This is a genomic window from Citrobacter sp. CK194 (assembly GCF_030333395.1).
GTDB lineage: Bacteria > Pseudomonadota > Gammaproteobacteria > Enterobacterales > Enterobacteriaceae > Citrobacter_B > Citrobacter_B koseri.
The window spans coordinates 554,387-572,197 of record NZ_JAOWGA010000018.1 but is presented as its reverse complement, the minus strand read 5'-3'; the positions used below and the strand labels follow the sequence as shown (position 1 = coordinate 572,197).

The 17,811-nt window shown below is 55.6% G+C and carries 20 protein-coding genes; 13 read left to right on the top strand and 7 right to left on the bottom strand.

Annotation, left to right across the window (positions count from 1 at the left end):
* Window positions 1–9: 9 nt before the first annotated feature.
* The 4 genes from speB to yqgG form a co-directional block, all read right to left on the bottom strand.
* A complete protein-coding gene (speB, locus tag OGX80_RS14490) occupies window positions 10–930 on the bottom strand; it encodes an agmatinase (RefSeq protein ID WP_012135054.1) in 921 nt (306 codons plus the stop codon).
* Between the two features lie 234 nt (window positions 931–1,164).
* A complete protein-coding gene (gene speA, locus OGX80_RS14485) occupies window positions 1,165–3,141 on the bottom strand; it encodes a biosynthetic arginine decarboxylase (protein ID WP_024130934.1) in 1,977 nt (658 codons plus the stop codon).
* Between the two features lie 8 nt (window positions 3,142–3,149).
* Complete coding sequence (gene yqgB / locus OGX80_RS14480; protein ID WP_047463939.1) at window positions 3,150–3,281, bottom strand: acid stress response protein YqgB; 132 nt, start codon at window positions 3,279–3,281, stop codon at window positions 3,150–3,152.
* Window positions 3,282–3,378: 97 nt separating this feature from the next.
* Complete coding sequence (yqgG, locus tag OGX80_RS14475) at window positions 3,379–3,516, bottom strand: small protein YqgG (RefSeq protein WP_269475138.1); 138 nt, start codon at window positions 3,514–3,516, stop codon at window positions 3,379–3,381.
* Between the two features lie 415 nt (window positions 3,517–3,931).
* On the opposite strand from yqgG, the gene metK reads away from it, so the two are divergent.
* The 8 genes from metK to ruvX all read left to right on the top strand — a co-directional run bounded on the left by metK (window position 3,932) and on the right by ruvX (window position 11,282).
* Entirely contained in the window at window positions 3,932–5,086 is a 1,155-nt protein-coding gene (gene metK, locus OGX80_RS14470) for a methionine adenosyltransferase (RefSeq protein ID WP_012135057.1), read from the top strand.
* A gap of 418 nt (window positions 5,087–5,504) precedes the next feature.
* The gene (gene galP, locus OGX80_RS14465) at window positions 5,505–6,899 is read left to right on the top strand and encodes a galactose/proton symporter (protein WP_286471303.1); all 1,395 of its coding nucleotides are present in this window, start codon (window positions 5,505–5,507) and stop codon (window positions 6,897–6,899) included.
* Window positions 6,900–7,057: 158 nt separating this feature from the next.
* On the top strand, window positions 7,058–7,555 hold the full coding sequence (locus tag OGX80_RS14460) for a SprT family zinc-dependent metalloprotease (RefSeq protein WP_024130936.1): 498 nt from the start codon (window positions 7,058–7,060) through the stop codon (window positions 7,553–7,555).
* Window positions 7,556–7,649: 94 nt separating this feature from the next.
* Window positions 7,650–8,357 carry a deoxyribonuclease I gene (endA, locus tag OGX80_RS14455; RefSeq protein WP_047461355.1) on the top strand — a complete coding sequence of 236 codons (708 nt, stop codon included), beginning with the start codon at window positions 7,650–7,652 and terminating at the stop codon, window positions 8,355–8,357.
* Between the two features lie 77 nt (window positions 8,358–8,434).
* Window positions 8,435–9,166: a 16S rRNA (uracil(1498)-N(3))-methyltransferase gene (gene rsmE / locus OGX80_RS14450; protein ID WP_049010798.1), complete on the top strand. Its 732-nt coding sequence runs from the start codon at window positions 8,435–8,437 to the stop codon at window positions 9,164–9,166.
* Between the two features lie 12 nt (window positions 9,167–9,178).
* Complete coding sequence (gene gshB, locus OGX80_RS14445; RefSeq protein WP_115181172.1) at window positions 9,179–10,126, top strand: glutathione synthase; 948 nt, start codon at window positions 9,179–9,181, stop codon at window positions 10,124–10,126.
* A gap of 176 nt (window positions 10,127–10,302) precedes the next feature.
* On the top strand, window positions 10,303–10,866 hold the full coding sequence (locus OGX80_RS14440; protein WP_012135063.1) for a YqgE/AlgH family protein: 564 nt from the start codon (window positions 10,303–10,305) through the stop codon (window positions 10,864–10,866).
* On the top strand, window positions 10,866–11,282 hold the full coding sequence (gene ruvX, locus OGX80_RS14435) for a Holliday junction resolvase RuvX (protein WP_115181171.1): 417 nt from the start codon (window positions 10,866–10,868) through the stop codon (window positions 11,280–11,282). Before OGX80_RS14440 ends, ruvX begins: the two co-directional genes overlap by 1 nt.
* Window positions 11,283–11,431: 149 nt before the next feature.
* On the opposite strand, the gene OGX80_RS14430 is transcribed toward ruvX, so the two are convergent.
* Window positions 11,432–12,412 (bottom strand): type IV pilus twitching motility protein PilT, encoded by a 981-nt coding sequence (locus OGX80_RS14430; protein WP_115181170.1) that lies wholly within the window; start codon window positions 12,410–12,412, stop codon window positions 11,432–11,434.
* Window positions 12,413–12,429: 17 nt separating this feature from the next.
* Between OGX80_RS14430 and OGX80_RS14425 the strand changes: the two genes are divergently transcribed.
* The 5 genes from OGX80_RS14425 to hemW are packed head-to-tail and all read left to right on the top strand — an operon-like array spanning window position 12,430 to window position 15,736.
* Window positions 12,430–13,134 (top strand): YggS family pyridoxal phosphate-dependent enzyme, encoded by a 705-nt coding sequence (locus OGX80_RS14425; protein WP_233644155.1) that lies wholly within the window; start codon window positions 12,430–12,432, stop codon window positions 13,132–13,134.
* Window positions 13,135–13,152: 18 nt separating this feature from the next.
* Entirely contained in the window at window positions 13,153–13,719 is a 567-nt protein-coding gene (locus OGX80_RS14420) for a YggT family protein (protein WP_012135068.1), read from the top strand.
* A complete protein-coding gene (gene yggU / locus OGX80_RS14415) occupies window positions 13,716–14,006 on the top strand; it encodes a DUF167 family protein YggU (RefSeq protein WP_012135069.1) in 291 nt (96 codons plus the stop codon). The genes OGX80_RS14420 and yggU overlap by 4 nt, the downstream gene beginning before the upstream one ends.
* A 7-nt stretch (window positions 14,007–14,013) precedes the next feature.
* Window positions 14,014–14,607 carry an XTP/dITP diphosphatase gene (locus OGX80_RS14410; protein WP_012135070.1) on the top strand — a complete coding sequence of 198 codons (594 nt, stop codon included), beginning with the start codon at window positions 14,014–14,016 and terminating at the stop codon, window positions 14,605–14,607.
* Window positions 14,600–15,736, top strand: coding sequence for a radical SAM family heme chaperone HemW (gene hemW / locus OGX80_RS14405; RefSeq protein WP_115181169.1), 1,137 nt, complete (start codon window positions 14,600–14,602; stop codon window positions 15,734–15,736). Before OGX80_RS14410 ends, hemW begins: the two co-directional genes overlap by 8 nt.
* A 118-nt stretch (window positions 15,737–15,854) precedes the next feature.
* Here hemW and ansB read toward each other — a convergent pair whose 3' ends face one another.
* Entirely contained in the window at window positions 15,855–16,901 is a 1,047-nt protein-coding gene (gene ansB / locus OGX80_RS14400; protein WP_049010789.1) for an L-asparaginase 2, read from the bottom strand.
* Between the two features lie 182 nt (window positions 16,902–17,083).
* Window positions 17,084–17,803, bottom strand: coding sequence for a YggN family protein (locus OGX80_RS14395; RefSeq protein ID WP_012135073.1), 720 nt, complete (start codon window positions 17,801–17,803; stop codon window positions 17,084–17,086).
* Window positions 17,804–17,811: the final 8 nt, after the last annotated feature.

Sequence of the window (17,811 nt, the reverse complement as noted above, 5' to 3'; positions counted from 1 at the left end):
GGGAAGCACTTATTCGCCTTTTTTCGCCGCCTGAATGTAGAGCATTTCCAGCGCCAGGGTCGCCGCAGCCAGCGCGGTGATTTCGGACTGGTCATAAGCCGGAGCCACTTCCACCACATCCATCCCGACGATGTTCAGATCTTTCAGACCGCGCACCAGTTTAATGGCGCGATCGGAAGTCAGGCCGCCGATCACCGGCGTCCCTGTGCCCGGTGCGAACGCCGGGTCCAGACAGTCGATATCAAAGGTCAGGTAGACCGGCATATCGCCAACGATCTGATTAACCTGCGCGATGATGTCATCCACGCCGCGATCGTTCACCTGGCAGGCATCCAGCACGGTGAAACCGTTGTCTTTATCAAATTCAGTACGAATACCAATCTGCACGGAGTGGTTCGGGTCAATCAACCCCTCTTTCGGCGCAGTGTAGAACATGGTGCCGTGATCAAACTCGCAGCCGTTCGCGTAGGTGTCGGTATGCGCGTCAAAATGCACCAGCGCCATTTTGCCAAAGTGCTTTGCATGAGCGCGCAGCAGCGGCAGGGTCACGAAGTGGTCGCCGCCGAAGGAGAGCATACGTTTACCGGCTGACAGCAGTTTCTCCGCATGCGCCTGCAATTTTTCACTCATCTCGCGCGCGTCGCCAAACGCATAGACCAGGTCACCGCAGTCCACAACGTTCAGGCGCTCGCGCATGTCGAAGTTCCACGGGAAGCGGTTGTGCTCCCAGGCCAGGTTAGTGGAAACCTGACGGATTGCCGCCGGGCCGTGGCGGCCGCCCGCACGACCGGAAGTCGCCATATCAAACGGTACGCCGGTGATAACCCAGTCGGCGTCACTGTCATAAGGCTGGAAATTCAGCGGCAGACGCAGAAAGCCAAAGGCGTTGGAAACCAGGGAGTTATCGTACTGATGACCTAAAGTGCTCATGTCCTGACCTCTTTTAAATAAAGTCGATACATTAAAAACAGATGAAAAAAAATCCCCTCCGCGTCGTTAAACCCGACGAGGAAGGGATTGATTCGTAAATCGCTTATTGGGGCGAATTATCGCCGTTAATTCATACGGGTTCAAGTGAGTATAGCATTCTGCCGGATGGCGGCTTCGCCGTATCCGGCCTACATTCGTAGGCCCGGTAAGCGCAGCGCCACCGGGCATCAGCGGCTACTCGTCTTCCAGGTAAGTGTACCCGTACAGTCCCGTCTCAAACTCTTCGAGGAACTGCTGTTGCAGCGCATCGTCCAGACCGGTCTGTTTCACCTGATCGCGGAAGTGGGTCAGCAACGTGTTCGGATCGAGCTGTACGTATTGCAGCATATCCGCCACGGTGTCCCCTTCGTCAGACAGCTCAACTTCCACGCTGCCATCCGGGAAGACAAACACGTCAACCGCTTCGGTGTCGCCGAACAGGTTGTGCATGTTGCCAAGGATCTCCTGATAGGCGCCGACCATAAAGAAACCGAGCATCGGCGGGTTCTCTGGATCGTACTCAGGCATCGGCATGGTGGTGGCGATGCCGTCACCGTCGATGTAGTGATCGATCGCGCCATCGGAATCACAGGTGATGTCCAGCAGCACCGCGCGGCGCTCAGGCACCTGATCCAGCCCTTCCAGTGGCAGCACAGGGAACAGTTGATCGATACCCCACGCATCCGGCATTGACTGGAACAGCGAGAAGTTGACGTACATTTTGTCCGCCATACGCTCCTGCAACTCATCAATGATCGGACGATGCGCACGGTTCTGCGGGTCCAGCTGTTTCTGTACTTCGTGGCACATGCTCAGGTAAAGCTGTTCCGCCCAGGCGCGTTCCTGCAAACTGAACGTCCCGGAAGAGTAGCCAATGTGAATGTCGTGCAGGTCCATCTGGCTGTCGTGCAGCCATTCACGCAGCGAGCGACGGGTGCCCGGCTCGTGCATCTCCTGCCAGGTTTCCCACATGCTCTGCAACGCGCGCGGCGCGTCGTCGGCAGGCGCGGTGGGCACCGTATATTCGTTACGCTCCACGCCGATGATGTTCGATACCAGCACGGTATGGTGCGCAGTTACCGCACGGCCAGACTCGGTGATCACCGTTGGGTGCGGCAGACCGTGTTCTTCACACGCGTCGCCAATCGCCCAGATGATGTTGTTAGCGTATTCGTTCAGCCCGTAGTTCACGGAGCAATCAGACTGCGAGCGGGTTCCTTCGTAATCCACGCCCAGACCGCCGCCGACGTCAAAACACTGAATGTTGACGCCCAGCTTATGCAATTCAACGTAGAAACGGGCGGATTCGCGCACACCGGTGGCAATGTCGCGGATATTCGCCATCTGCGAACCGAGGTGGAAATGCAGCAGTTGCAGGCTGTCCAGTCGCCCGGCTTCACGCAGGGTTTCAACCAGTTGCAGCACCTGCGTCGCCGCCAGGCCGAATTTGGATTTTTCGCCGCCGGAAGACTGCCATTTACCGGAACCCTGCGAGGCCAGACGCGCACGCACGCCCAGGCGCGGGATCACGTTCAGACGCTCGGCTTCATCCAGCACGATCGCGATTTCTGACATCTTCTCGATGACCAGGTAGACCTTGTGGCCCATCTTTTCGCCAATCAGCGCCAGACGGATGTATTCACGGTCTTTGTAGCCGTTACAGACGATCACGCTGCGGGTCATTCCGGCATGCGCCAGAACCGCCATCAGCTCCGCCTTCGAACCGGCTTCCAGCCCCAGCGGTTCGCCGGAGTGAATCAGCGATTCAATCACCCGACGGTGCTGGTTGACCTTGATCGGATAAACGAGGAAGTAGTCGCCGTTATAACCGTAGGATTCACGCGCGCGTTTAAACGCCGCGTTAATGGAGCGCAGACGGTGTTGCAGGATCTGCGGGAAGCAGAACAACGCAGGCAGACGCTGGCCTTGCGCTTCGCGAGCTTTCACCAGTTTGGCGAGATCGACGCGCGCCTGAGGGACGTCAGGGTCCGGGCACACGCTGATGTGTCCCAGTTCGTTGACGTCGTAGTAGTTATTGCCCCACCAGGCAATATTGTAAGTACGCAGCATCTTGCTGGCTTCCTGGGAGCTCATTGCAACCTCCTGCATGGAGCGTAGTACACCCTGTTCGCCTGCTGACGAAGGCGAACCCATAGACATGTCGTCAGACATAGCGAACCTCAAATTTTATTAACAAGTGTAAAACAGTTGACTACTATCGCAATCCGTAGACGCGATAACAACCCATAAACAGACGTATTTTCCAGCAGATAGTGCTGACGCTCCGCCTGCGCGACCGGTTTCTTTTTCATATCATTGTAAAACACGTAACCGAACTTAAGTATGACGGTTCGGCGAAACCACGAGAAAACTCTTGTTTCAACAAGAGCGCCCTTGTTCAGTCTTCCGTTACCGACCGGCTCTGGAGTCCTGAGAAGCGCCGAGATGGGTATAACATCGGCAGGTATGCAAAGCAGAGATGCAGATTGCGGGGGACATGCGCACACCAGAACGGTGCGACAGATTCAGCAGAATACAACGGTTCATTATCTCGTATCACCTCCACGGCCGCCCCGTAAGACAAGCCTTTAAGCCAAAGCAACGTTTTAGCCCGGCTGGAAGTGGCGACACGAGGAATCCGTCGTGTGCTTTTTAGTATGAGCCGCGCGCCGCGTTTTATACCGACAAGAGGGGAAAAATGCAAAGCATAAATGCGCACATTGCCAGCAGTGTCCTGAAAAATTTCCAGTCGTGTTTTCAACGCAACGGGAGTTGATTCAAAAAAAACTGGAAATCGGGTGAAGAAGTGACCTAAAATAGCCATCCAGATGTTAATCCATCCATACTGATTAACACTCAGACTGCCAGTGTCATCAACCTGCAAGCCTTGGTAGAATCCTCTGCTTTGGCTATTCCACACAACAGTTTGAGCTAACCAAATTCTCCTTAGGTGAAATAAAACATGGCAAAACACCTTTTTACGTCCGAGTCCGTATCAGAAGGGCATCCTGACAAAATTGCTGACCAAATCTCTGATGCCGTGCTGGATGCGATCCTGGAACAGGATCCGAAAGCGCGCGTCGCATGCGAAACCTACGTTAAAACCGGTATGGTTTTAGTTGGCGGTGAGATCACGACCAGCGCATGGGTTGATATCGAAGAGATCACCCGTAACACGGTCCGTGAGATTGGCTATGTGCATTCCGACATGGGCTTTGACGCCAACTCTTGCGCCGTGCTGAGCGCTATCGGCAAACAGTCCCCGGATATCAACCAGGGCGTTGACCGTGCCGATCCGCTGGAACAGGGCGCGGGCGACCAGGGCCTGATGTTCGGTTACGCGACCAATGAAACTGACGTGCTGATGCCAGCGCCGATCACCTACGCGCACCGTCTGGTACAGCGTCAGGCTGAAGTGCGTAAAAACGGCACGCTGCCGTGGCTGCGCCCGGATGCGAAAAGCCAGGTCACTTTCCAGTATGACGACGGCAAAATTGTCGGCATCGACGCGGTCGTGCTGTCTACTCAGCACGCTGAAGAAATTGACCAGAAATCGCTTCAGGAAGCGGTGATGGAAGAGATCATCAAGCCGATCCTGCCGTCAGAATGGCTGAACGCGTCGACGAAATTCTTCATCAACCCAACCGGTCGTTTTGTTATCGGCGGCCCGATGGGCGACTGCGGTCTGACCGGTCGTAAGATTATCGTGGATACCTACGGCGGTATGGCACGTCACGGCGGCGGCGCATTCTCCGGTAAGGATCCGTCTAAGGTTGACCGTTCCGCAGCCTACGCCGCGCGTTATGTTGCGAAAAACATCGTTGCCGCAGGTCTGGCTGACCGTTGTGAAATTCAGGTTTCTTACGCTATCGGCGTGGCTGAACCGACCTCTATCATGGTTGAAACCTTCGGTACTGAAAAAGTGCCTTCTGAACAGCTGACCCTGCTGGTACGCGAGTTCTTCGACCTGCGTCCGTACGGCCTGATTCAGATGCTGGATCTGCTGCACCCGATCTACAAAGAAACCGCTGCATACGGTCACTTTGGCCGCGAACATTTCCCGTGGGAAAAAACCGACAAGGCGCAGCTGCTGCGTGATGCCGCAGGTCTGAAGTAATTTACTGACGTTGCTTTTTTTAAGGCCAGCCTCGTGCTGGCCTTTTGTATTTGTGCGCGCATCTTTTGCCCGGCGGCGCTTCGCTTGCACGGGCCTACAGGTTCTGTCGTTTTGGCGTAGCCGTCACCCGGCGATAAATGAAACCGCTTACCCTCCATTCTATAAGCCACGCGTTGAAAATAATCCTTTTGCATGATCGTTTTTCTTCTGACGTTACATTTTTTTTCAGTTAAGTCTTAAATGTGCGCATTCGCGATACAAACCACCTCACTTACCTCTATGTTTTCAAAGTATTAATTACTTTAACGATCAAATGTTAGTGTAAACGATTACACTAACGTGATTCGAATCACATATTTTTACGGGCTACTCACCTACCCTTAGCATCAACAAAACTGGCAACCCAACCGGAGGCATCATGCCTGACAATAAAAAACAGGGGCGTTCAAACAAGGCCATGACATTTTTTGTCTGCTTTCTTGCAGCCCTGGCAGGATTACTTTTTGGCCTGGATATCGGCGTTATCGCCGGTGCTTTACCCTTCATCACTGACGAATTCCAGATTACCGCGCACACTCAGGAGTGGGTGGTCAGTTCGATGATGTTCGGCGCCGCCGTCGGTGCCGTCGGCAGCGGCTGGCTCTCCTTCAAATTAGGTCGTAAGAAAAGCCTGATGATCGGCGCGATCCTGTTTGTGGCCGGTTCGCTGTTTTCCGCCGCCGCGCCTAACGTTGAGGTGCTGATCGTTTCCCGCGTGCTGTTAGGCCTGGCCGTTGGCGTCGCGTCCTACACCGCCCCGCTGTACCTGTCTGAGATCGCGCCGGAGAAAATTCGCGGCAGTATGATCTCCATGTACCAGTTGATGATCACCATCGGTATTCTTGGCGCCTATCTGTCTGACACCGCGTTCAGCTACAGCGGCGCATGGCGCTGGATGCTGGGCGTGATCATCATTCCGGCCATTCTGCTGCTGATCGGCGTGTTCTTCCTGCCGGACAGCCCGCGCTGGTTCGCGGCGAAACGTCGCTTTATTGATGCCGAACGCGTACTGCTGCGCCTGCGTGATACCAGCGCAGAAGCCAAACGCGAGCTGGATGAGATCCGTGAAAGTCTGCAAGTAAAACAGAGCGGCTGGGCGCTGTTTAAAGAGAACAGCAACTTCCGTCGCGCGGTGTTCCTCGGCGTGCTTTTGCAGGTGATGCAACAGTTCACCGGGATGAACGTCATCATGTACTACGCGCCGAAAATCTTTGAACTGGCAGGTTATACCAATACCACCGAGCAGATGTGGGGCACCGTTATCGTTGGCCTGACGAACGTGCTGGCCACCTTTATCGCTATCGGCCTGGTAGACCGCTGGGGGCGCAAACCAACGCTGACGCTGGGCTTCCTGGTCATGGCTATCGGCATGGGCACTCTCGGCACCATGATGCATATCGGCATTCACTCGCCGTCAGCGCAATACTTCGCCATCACCATGCTGCTGATGTTTATCATCGGGTTCGCGATGAGCGCCGGCCCGCTGATTTGGGTACTGTGCTCTGAAATTCAGCCGCTGAAAGGCCGCGATTTCGGTATCACCTGCTCTACCGCCACCAACTGGATCGCCAATATGATCGTCGGCGCAACGTTCCTGACCATGCTCAACACGCTGGGCAACGCAAACACCTTCTGGGTCTATGCCGGTCTGAACCTGTTCTTCATCATCCTGACCATCTGGCTGGTTCCTGAAACCAAACACGTCTCTCTGGAACACATTGAACGTAACCTGATGAAAGGCCGTAAGCTGCGCGAAATCGGCGCTCACGACTAACGCTGATAATTAGCGGTAAGTGCCCGATGGCGCAAGCTTATCGGGCCTACTGCCCTCAGTTGAACGCAGCGCGGTTTGTCGGCCGCCATCCGGCAAAACTTAGCGGGGTGAAGCGTCCCTCTTGCAGTCTCCATCACCTCCCATTATCCTCTGTCGTTATGAAAACCTCCCGTCTCCCTATCGCTGTCCAGCAAGCCGTTATGCGCAGCCTGCGGGAAAAACTCGCCCAAGCCAATCTCAAACTGGAACGTCATTACCCGGAACCCAGGCTGGTTTATCAACAACGTGGAACTGCCGCGGGAACAGCATGGCTACAAACCTACGAAATCCGTCTCAATCCTGTGCTATTGATGGAAAACGTCGACGCGTTCGTTAATGAAGTGGTGCCCCATGAACTGGCGCATTTGCTGGTCTGGAAACATTTTGGCCGGGTTGCGCCGCACGGCAAAGAGTGGAAATGGATGATGGAAAGCGTACTGGGCGTCCCTGCCAGACGCACGCATCAGTTTGAACTGCAATCCGTTCGCCGCAATACCTTTACCTACCGCTGTAAATGCCAGCAGCATCAGCTCACCGTGCGCCGCCATAATCGCATCGTGCGCGGTGAAGCCACCTACCGCTGCGTTCACTGCGGCGAACCGCTTATTGCTGAATAATCGCCAGAATAATCAGGAACTTTTCTGATCTGCCTGATTGCATACAAGAACAACTTTCGCTACGTTGCGGGCTCGTTTTGACACGGAGTTCGTGATGTACCGTAATTTCTCTTTTGCCACAGCGTTATTGGCGATGATGCTCTCAGGGCAGGTGCTGGCTACAGGCATCAACAGTTTTTCTCAGGCCAAAACCGCCGGGGTAAAAGTCAATGCCGATGTTCCCGGTGATTTCTACTGCGGGTGTAAAATTAACTGGCAGGGTAAAAAAGGCGTCGTGGATCTCGCCTCCTGCGGCTATAAAGTCCGAAAAAATGAAAACCGCGCCAGCCGCATTGAATGGGAACACGTCGTACCCGCCTGGCAGTTCGGCCACCAGCGTCAGTGCTGGCAGGACGGCGGGCGAAAAAACTGTGCGAAAGATCCTGTCTACCGCAAGATGGAGAGCGACATGCACAATCTGCAACCCGCCGTCGGCGAGGTGAATGGCGATCGCGGCAACTTCATGTACAGCCAGTGGAATGGCGGCGAAGGTCAGTACGGCCAGTGCGCCATGAAGGTCAATTTCAAGGAAAAAATCGCCGAACCGCCTGCTCGCGCCCGTGGTGCGATCGCCCGTACCTACTTTTATATGCGCGACCAGTACAATCTGACGCTCTCCCGTCAGCAAACGCAGCTTTTCAACGCCTGGAACAAGCTGTATCCGGTCACGGACTGGGAGTGCGAGCGCGACGAACGCATCGCCAGGGTACAAGGGAACCACAATCCATACGTGCAACGCGCTTGCCAGGCGCAAAAGAGCTAACCTACACTAGCGGGAATATTTTTAACCCTGCCCCACGCGATCAGATGGCGTGGGGAGATGACGCGGATTTTTCTATTATGCGCATTCCCCGCATTTATCACCCTGAACCCATCACATCCGGCAGCCAGTTCTCCCTGTGTGAAGACGCCGCCAACCATATCGGACGCGTGCTGCGTATGGGGCCTGGCCAGGCGCTCCAGCTGTTTGACGGCAGCAATCAGGTGTTTGACGCCGAGATAACCAACGCCAGCAAAAAAAGCGTCGATGTAAAAGTGCTCAGCGGCACCCTCGACGATCGTGAATCCCCGCTGCATATTCACCTCGGCCAGGTGATGTCGCGCGGCGAAAAAATGGAATTCACTATCCAGAAATCGATCGAACTGGGTGTAAGCCTCATTACGCCACTTTTTTCTGAGCGCTGCGGCGTTAAACTGGACAGCGAACGTCTGAACAAGAAGCGCCAGCAGTGGCAAAAAATCGCTATCGCCGCCTGCGAACAGTGCGGTCGTAACCGGGTGCCGGAAATTCGCCCGGCAATGGATCTGGAAGCCTGGTGCGCCGAACAGGACGAGGGGCTGAAACTGAACCTTCACCCGCGCGCCAGCGCCAGTATCAACACCCTGCCGCTCCCCGTGGAGCGCGTGCGCCTGTTGATTGGCCCGGAAGGCGGTTTGTCGGCAGATGAAATCGCCATGACCGCCCGCTACCAGTTTACTGATATCCTGTTAGGACCTCGCGTTCTGCGTACTGAGACAACTGCGCTCACCGCCATTACCGCGCTACAGGTGCGTTTTGGCGATCTGGGCTAACGGAGAAGAACAATGATCAAGCTCGGCATCGTGATGGATCCCATCGCAAGCATCAACATCAAGAAAGATTCCAGCTTCGCTATGCTGCTGGAAGCACAACGTCGTGGCTACGAACTTCATTACATGGAGATGGCCGATCTGTATTTGATCAACGGTGAGGCTCGCGCCCGCACGCGTACCCTGAGCGTAGAGCAGAACTATGACAACTGGTATACGTTCAACGACGAGCAGGATCTGCCGCTGGCCGATCTGGACGTCATCCTGATGCGTAAAGATCCGCCGTTCGATACCGAATTTATCTACGCCACTTATATTCTGGAGCGCGCGGAAGAGAAAGGCGCGCTGATCGTCAATAAGCCTCAGAGCCTGCGCGACTGCAACGAAAAACTGTTCACCGCCTGGTTCTCCGACCTGACGCCGGAAACGCTGGTCACGCGCAACAAAGCGCAGCTGAAAGCCTTCTGGCAGAAGCACAGCGACATCATTCTCAAGCCGCTGGACGGCATGGGCGGCGCGTCTATCTTCCGCGTGAAGGAAGGCGACCCCAACCTCGGCGTGATCGCCGAAACGCTGACCGAGCATGGCACCCGCTATTGCATGGCGCAGAACTACCTGCCTGCCATTAAAGACGGCGACAAACGCGTGCTGGTTGTTGACGGCGAACCCGTTCCGTACTGCCTGGCGCGGATTCCGCAGGGCGGCGAGACCCGTGGCAACCTGGCGGCCGGTGGTCGCGGCGAACCGCGCCCGCTTACCGACAGCGACTGGGAAATCGCCCGCCGCATTGGCCCAATCCTGAAAGCGAAGGGGCTGATTTTTGTGGGTCTGGATATCATCGGCGATCGTCTGACGGAAATTAACGTCACCAGCCCAACCTGTATTCGTGAAATTGAAGCGGAGTTCCCGGTTTCGATTACCGGAATGCTGATGGATGCCATTGAGGCGCGTTTGCAGAAGTAAATTAGTTGCCGGATGACGACGCCTTCGCGTCTTATCCGGCCTGGAATTTCACCCCACAAGCCGGATAAGACGAAACTGTCATCCGGCAAAGCTATTTTCAGAGGGTGACATCTTCGCGCTTTCCCCACATACTGGACGCTGTTGCTTTTTTGAACCCGGATACAGAACCTCTGACAATGAATTTACAGCATCACTTTCTTATTGCCATGCCTGCTCTCCAGGACCCAATTTTCCGCCGCTCCGTGGTGTACATTTGCGAACACAATGAAGATGGCGCAATGGGGATTATCATTAATAAGCCTCTGGAAAATCTACAGATTGAAGGGATTCTGGAAAAACTGAAGATTACGCCTGAACCGCGCGATCCGGCGATTCGTCTGGATAAAGCCGTAATGCTCGGCGGGCCGCTGGCGGAAGATCGGGGATTTATTTTACATACTCCGCCCTCCCGCTTTTCGTCCAGTATTCGTATTTCTGACAATACGGTGATCACCACGTCCCGCGACGTGCTGGAGACGTTAGGCACACCGGAGCAACCCTCTGAGGTACTAGTGGCGCTGGGTTATTCATCATGGGATAAAGGTCAACTGGAGCAAGAGCTGATGGATAATGCCTGGCTCACGGCCCCTGCCGATCTCAATATTCTGTTCAAAACGCCGATTGCCGACCGCTGGCGCGACGCGGCCAAATTAATCGGAATTGATATTCTGACCATGCCTGGCGTGGCGGGGCATGCCTGATGAGCGAAACCTTACTCGCATTTGATTTCGGCACCAAAAGTATCGGCGTAGCGATAGGACAGCGCATCACCGGCACCGCCCGCGCGCTACCAGCGATAAAAGCGCAGGACGGAACGCCAGACTGGAGCATTATCGAGCGTTTGCTGAAAGAGTGGCAGCCGGATGAAATTATTGTCGGGCTACCGCTCAATATGGATGGCACAGAGCAGCCCCTCACCGCTCGCGCCCGCAAGTTCGCCAACCGCATTCATGGCCGTTTTGGCGTGCCGGTTACGCTGCATGACGAACGCCTCAGCACCGTAGAAGCGCGCTCTGGCCTGTTTGAACAGGGCGGTTATCGCGCACTCAACAAAGGCAAGGTGGATTCTGCCTCGGCCGTCATCATCCTCGAAAGCTATTTCGAGCAGGGTTACTGAAGCAAATTGCCTGATGGCGAGCAGCGTTAAGGCTGACAAATTAGCTTCCATATCAACGCCTGATGGCGCTTCGCTTATCAGGCCTACAAACTACGGGCACGCTTGTAGGCCGGATAAGGCCATCGGCCGCCATCCGGCACAACCGTTCGCTAAAGCCTGCCCTGCGCCTGCCGCTGTTGCTGACTCTGGGCAAACGTCTGCATCCCCGCCTGTTGGCTGGTCTGAATAACGCCGGGCAACTGGTGAATCTTCCCCTCCCGAATAAGATTGCCAACCGCTGGCGTGTTGATGAGCAGTTCGAATAACGCCACGCGTCCGTCCTGCCTGTCGGTTTCCAGCTTCTGCGACAACACGGCGCGCAGGCTGCCCGCAAGTTGACTGCGTACCGGATCTTTCTCCTGCGCCGGAAAGGAGTCGACCAGCCGCTCTACCGCCTGTGCCGCGCCGCGCGTATGTAGCGTCGCCAGTACCAGATGCCCCGTTTCCGCCGCCGTCAGCGCCAGGCGAATGGTCTCACTGTCGCGCAGTTCGCCTAATAAAATCACATCCGGGTCTTCACGCAGCGCAGCGCGTAACCCGGCGGCAAAGGAGCGGCAGTGTACGCCAACCTCCCGCTGCTGAATCAGGCAGCGCTGGCTGGTATGGCGGTACTCAATAGGATCTTCCAGCGTCAGAATATGACCATCGAGATGCTGGTTAAGGTATTCCACCATTGCCGCCAGCGTGGTGGATTTCCCGCTTCCCGTCGCTCCGGTCACCAGAATCAGTCCGTGCTCTCCGCCAAGGAGCGCGGGTAGCGCGGTAGGCGTCTGGAGCGCGTCCAGTTGCGGGCACGTAGTGGGCAGCAACCGCAGCGCCAGCGATGCGCCCTGCTCGTGATGAAAAGCGCTGGCGCGTAACCGCAGTTCGCCCGGCAGCGACACCGCAAAGTCGAGCTGACCATCCGTCTGCCACGCCCGGCGCTGCGCGTCGTTAAGCCATTGTGACAACAAAACCTCGACATTCGGGCTGCTAAACGGGGCTATTTCCACTTTTCCCCGTTTACGCCAGCGTGCAGGCCATGCGTTGCACAGGTGTAGATCCGAGACGTTATGCTTTACACTAAGGGCCACTATTTCTTCCATATCCATACGAACATCCTCGGAAAATGAACGATATCGCGCATAACCTGGCACATGTCCGGGACAAAATCTCAGCCGCCGCGACGCATTGCGGGCGGTCTTCAGAAGAAGTTACGCTGCTTGCAGTGAGTAAAACCAAGCCTGCGAGCGCCATCGCAGAAGCCATCGCGGTCGGGCAACGGGCGTTTGGCGAAAACTATGTTCAGGAAGGGGTAGAGAAAATTCGCCACTTCAAAGAAAGCGGCGTCGAAGGGCTGCAATGGCACTTTATTGGCCCCTTGCAGTCCAACAAAAGTCGTCTGGTGGCAGAGCATTTTGACTGGTGCCATACGATCGATCGTCTGCGTATCGCCGCCCGTCTGAGCGAACAGCGCCCGGCAGGTCTGCCGCCGCTGAACGTGCTGATTCAAATTAATATCAGCGATGAGAACAGCAAGTCCGGGATTCCGCTTACGGAACTGGACGCTCTGGCGGCAAGCGTGGTTGAGCTTCCCGGTATCAGGCTGCGCGGACTGATGGCGATCCCCGCCCCTGAGTCAGATTATGTAAGGCAGTTTGAAGTTGCACGCCAAATGGCTGTAGCATTTGCCGGGCTGAAAACGCGCTATCCTGGCGTTGATACCCTTTCTCTGGGTATGTCGGATGATATGGACGCCGCAATTGCGGCAGGTAGCACGATGGTGCGCATCGGCACCGCTATTTTTGGTGCGCGTGATTACACAAAAAATTAAGGAAAACTGAGGAACGCCATGAAGACGTTGACCTTCCTGCTCTCAACGGTAATTGAACTGTATACCATGGTGCTATTGTTGCGCGTATGGATGCAGTGGGCTCGCTGTGATTTTTACAACCCTTTCTCACAGTTTGTGGTGAAAGCGACTCAACCCATTATCGGGCCGCTGCGTCGTATTATTCCGCCAATGGGGCCGATTGATAGCGCCTCCATGCTGTTGGCATTTATTCTGAGCTTTATCAAAGCGATAGTGCTTTTCATGGTCGTGACGTTCCAGCCGATTATCTGGATCGCCGCCATACTTATCGTCCTGAAAACCATCGGCCTGCTGATTTTCTGGGTACTGCTGGTGATGGCGATCATGAGCTGGGTGAGCCAGGGCCGCAGCCCGATTGAATACGTTCTGCTTCAACTGGCGGACCCTTTGCTGCGCCCGATTCGTCGTCTGCTCCCTTCGATGGGCGGCATCGACTTCTCGCCGATGATCCTGGTTCTGCTGCTGTATGTTATCAACATGGGCATCGCTGAAGTCTTACAGGCGACAGGCAATATGCTGCTGCCGGGGCTGTGGATGGCGCTATGAGTGCCGTTACACCCTGCGCTGACGGTCTGATTTTACGGCTCTATATTCAGCCGAAAGCCAGCCGTGACAGTATTGTGGGTTTACATGGCGACGAAGTGAAAGTCGCCATTACCGCCCCGCCGGTTGATGGCCAGGCCAACAGCCATCTGGTGAAGTTTCTTGGCAAACAATTCCGCGTGGCAAAAAGTCAGGTCGTCATTGAAAAGGGCGAACTGGGCCGCCACAAACAGGTTAAAATCATTCATCCGCAACAGATCCCGCCAGAAATCGCGGCGTTAACTGATTAGGTATCCTATGCAAAAAGTTGTCCTCGCTACCGGCAATGCCGGTAAAGTGCGTGAGCTTGCCTCACTGTTGAGCGATTTTGGGCTTGATGTCATCGCGCAAACTGAACTGGGCGTTGATTCAGCCGAAGAGACCGGTCTGACGTTCATCGAAAATGCGATCCTGAAAGCGCGTCATGCCGCAAAAGCTACCGGTCTGCCCGCCATTGCCGACGACTCCGGCCTGGCCGTTGATGCGCTGGGCGGCGCGCCGGGTATTTACTCCGCCCGTTATTCCGGCGAAGACGCCACCGACCAGCGTAACCTGGAAAAACTGCTGCATACCCTGCGGGAGGTGCCGGATGAGAAGCGCCAGGCGCGCTTCCACTGCGTGCTGGTCTACATGCGCCATGCAGAAGACCCGACGCCGCTGGTGTGCCACGGAAGCTGGCCAGGAATGATTACCCGCGAAGCGGCGGGCAATGGCGGTTTCGGCTATGACCCTATTTTCTTTGTTCCGTCGGAAGGGAAAACGGCAGCTGAGTTAACCCGTGAAGAAAAAAGCGCGATCTCCCACCGTGGGCAGGCGCTGAAGCTGCTGCTGGACGCCTTACGCAATGGTTAAGCTGCCGCCGCTGAGTCTTTATATTCACATCCCGTGGTGCGTGCAGAAATGCCCGTACTGCGATTTCAACTCGCATGCGCTGAAAGGCGAAGTGCCGCACGATGATTATGTTCAGCACCTGCTGAGCGATCTCGATACCAACGTGGCATATGCGCAGGGACGCGAAGTAAAGACCATTTTTATTGGCGGCGGTACGCCGAGCCTGCTCTCAGGCCCGGCAATGCAAACGCTGCTGGACGGCGTGCGGGCGCGCCTGCCGCTGGCGGCGGATGCAGAAATCACGATGGAGGCGAATCCGGGGACGGTAGAGGCCGACCGTTTCGTTGATTACCAACGCGCCGGGGTAAACCGTATCTCCATCGGCGTGCAGAGTTTTAGTGAACCGAAGCTAAAACGCCTCGGGCGCATTCACGGCCCGGAAGAGGCGAAGCGGGCAGCGAATCTGGCGAGCAGTCTGGGGCTGCGCAGCTTCAACCTGGACCTGATGCACGGCCTGCCGGATCAAACGCTGGAAGAGGCGCTGGGCGACCTGCGCCAGGCTATCGCGCTCAATCCGCCGCATCTGTCGTGGTATCAGTTGACTATCGAACCTAACACGCTGTTCGGCTCACGCCCGCCGGTATTGCCAGACGATGACGCGCTGTGGGATATCTTCGAGCAAGGCCACCAGTTGCTGACGGCGGCGGGTTATCAGCAGTACGAAACCTCCGCGTATGCCAGGCCGGGTTATCAGTGTCAGCACAACCTGAACTACTGGCGCTTTGGAGATTATCTCGGAATTGGCTGCGGCGCGCACGGTAAAGTGACCTTCCCGGACGGGCGCATCCTGCGCACCACCAAAACGCGTCACCCGCGCGGTTATATGCAGGAGCGCTATCTGGAAAGCCAGCGTGATGTCGAACAGGCCGACAAGCCGTTTGAGTTCTTTATGAACCGTTTTCGGTTACTGGAAGCGGCTCCCCGGGCAGAGTTTACGCAGTATACCGGGCTTGCCGAAGCGGTAATTCGTGAGCAGCTCGACGAGGCCATCGCCCAGGGGTATCTCACCGAATGCGAGCAGCACTGGCAGATTACCCAACACGGCAAGCTGTTTTTAAACTCCCTGCTGGAGCTGTTTCTGGCAGAGTGATGGCGGGTGAAGATGTAGGCCGGATAAGGCCTTGAGCCGCCATCCGGCAAATTGCCTGATGGCGCTGCGCTGATCAGGCCTACAAGGTTAGGGCGATAAGCGCAGCCACCTTCACCGATTAATACTGATTAAACATCGTCTGGATCTGTTGCGGATCTTTGGTTTGCGTCAGCGCCAGTTGCAACAGCACGCGCGCTTTTTGCGGGTTCAACGAACCGGAAGCGACAAACCCGTATTTCGCGTCATCGACTTCAGCATCCTGCGTGGTGGCGCCAGTCGGTACACGAGAAGAACGCACGACAACCGTGCCTTTATGCGCAGCAGTCGCCAGCGTATCGAAAACCGTTTTGTACAGGTTGCCGTTACCCACGCCCGCGCTCACAATCCCTTCATAACCCGCATCCACCAGCGCTTTCGCCGGCAAATCGGACGCATTCGCGTAGTTATAAATAATCCCGACTTTCGGCAGCTCAGTCAGCTTAGAAACGTCAAACGGCGTGGAAGTGGTGTGCTTGCGCGCTGGCGTACGCTGATAATCGATTTTACCGTTGTGAATGTAGCCCAGCGGCCCGTAATTCACAGACTTGAAGGTGGCGACATCGGTGGTATTGGTCTTGGTGACGTCACGGCCGTCCAGCACAGTGTCGTTCATCACCACCAGTACGCCGCGATTCGCGGACGCTTTATCCGCCGCAGTAACCACGGCGTTATAGAGGTTGAACGGGCCGTCGGCGCTCATTGACGTGGACGGACGCATCGCCCCGACCAGCACTACCGGTTTATTACACTTGACGGTCAGGTCGAGGAAATAAGCCGTCTCTTCCATCGTATCAGTACCGTGGGTGATCACGAAGCCATCGGTGTTATCGCAGTCGGTGTTGATTTTCTTCGCCAGCGTTAACCAGACTTCATCGTTCATATCCTGCGAACCGATATTGACGACCTGCTCACCTTTTACAACTGCAATATCCTTTAACTGAGGCACCGCGTCCACCAGGCTTTCGACGCCAACTTTACCCGCCGTATAATTTGATTTTGTCGCGGAGTCACCGCCACCGGCAATGGTTCCCCCGGTCGCCAGAATAGTGACATTCGGCAAAGCCAGCGCCGCGCCGCTGCAACCCATTACCAGAGCGGCGAGTACCGTTTTCCTGAAAAACTCCATGTTATTTCTCCAGTTACGTGAATTTGACGCATTATCCCAATGTCGAAGATGAATAATGTGACGTCTTCCAATTAACCAGATAAATATCTTTTTACGTTTGTGGTTTTTAGAGATGGATATCAAAACGGCGGGGTATGACAACATAAAACGGCACAGCAGGCGCTGTGCCATAGACAAGAGTTTTATTTCAGGCTGCTCACCAGCGCTTTGCGGCTGTCTTCCAGCGTCACAACGCGACTGCACACATCTTTGCCGAACTGCTGGAAGTCTTTTTCCTGATTCTTCCATTCGTTCTGAATCGACGTTTGCAGACCGCCGAGGCTACCCAGCACGCCCTGCAACGGATTACCGCCGCCTTTGAGCACCGCTTTCGCGCCCATTTCGTTAATGCTGTCCTGCAAAATGCCGCCCATCGCCTGATTCACCAGCTGCTGGCCGTCGGCGCGCACCTGATCAATCGCCTTGTAGTGGAAGGTCAGGCCGTCAGTACGATGCTCAATGATGCGGTTCATCTGCTCTTTCAGTTGCGCATCGAGTTTGGTCAATCGACCACGCATATTGCTGCTTTCGCCCACTTCCTGCGCGATGATTTTATCCAGCGCCACGCGGCCTTTCTCGACGCGGCTTCTGGCGCCCTCATCGATCCACGGCAGCGCGCTGCGCAATTCCGCCTGGTAATCTTTCGCCTGTTCGCGCTGCGCGGCGCTAAGGGTGTACTGTTTGCCGTTAAACATCACGTTGCCGTCCGGCGCGATCACCAGGTTGCCGTTTTCGCCTTTTACCTGAACCGTTTGCGGGCTGAGAATCACATCGTCACGCGGAGTGACGCTGCATTGATAATCTGCGTGTGCGGCCATCGCCGTCAACGAAAGAACTGCCGCCAGCAGCGTTTTGCGCATCATAACTTTCC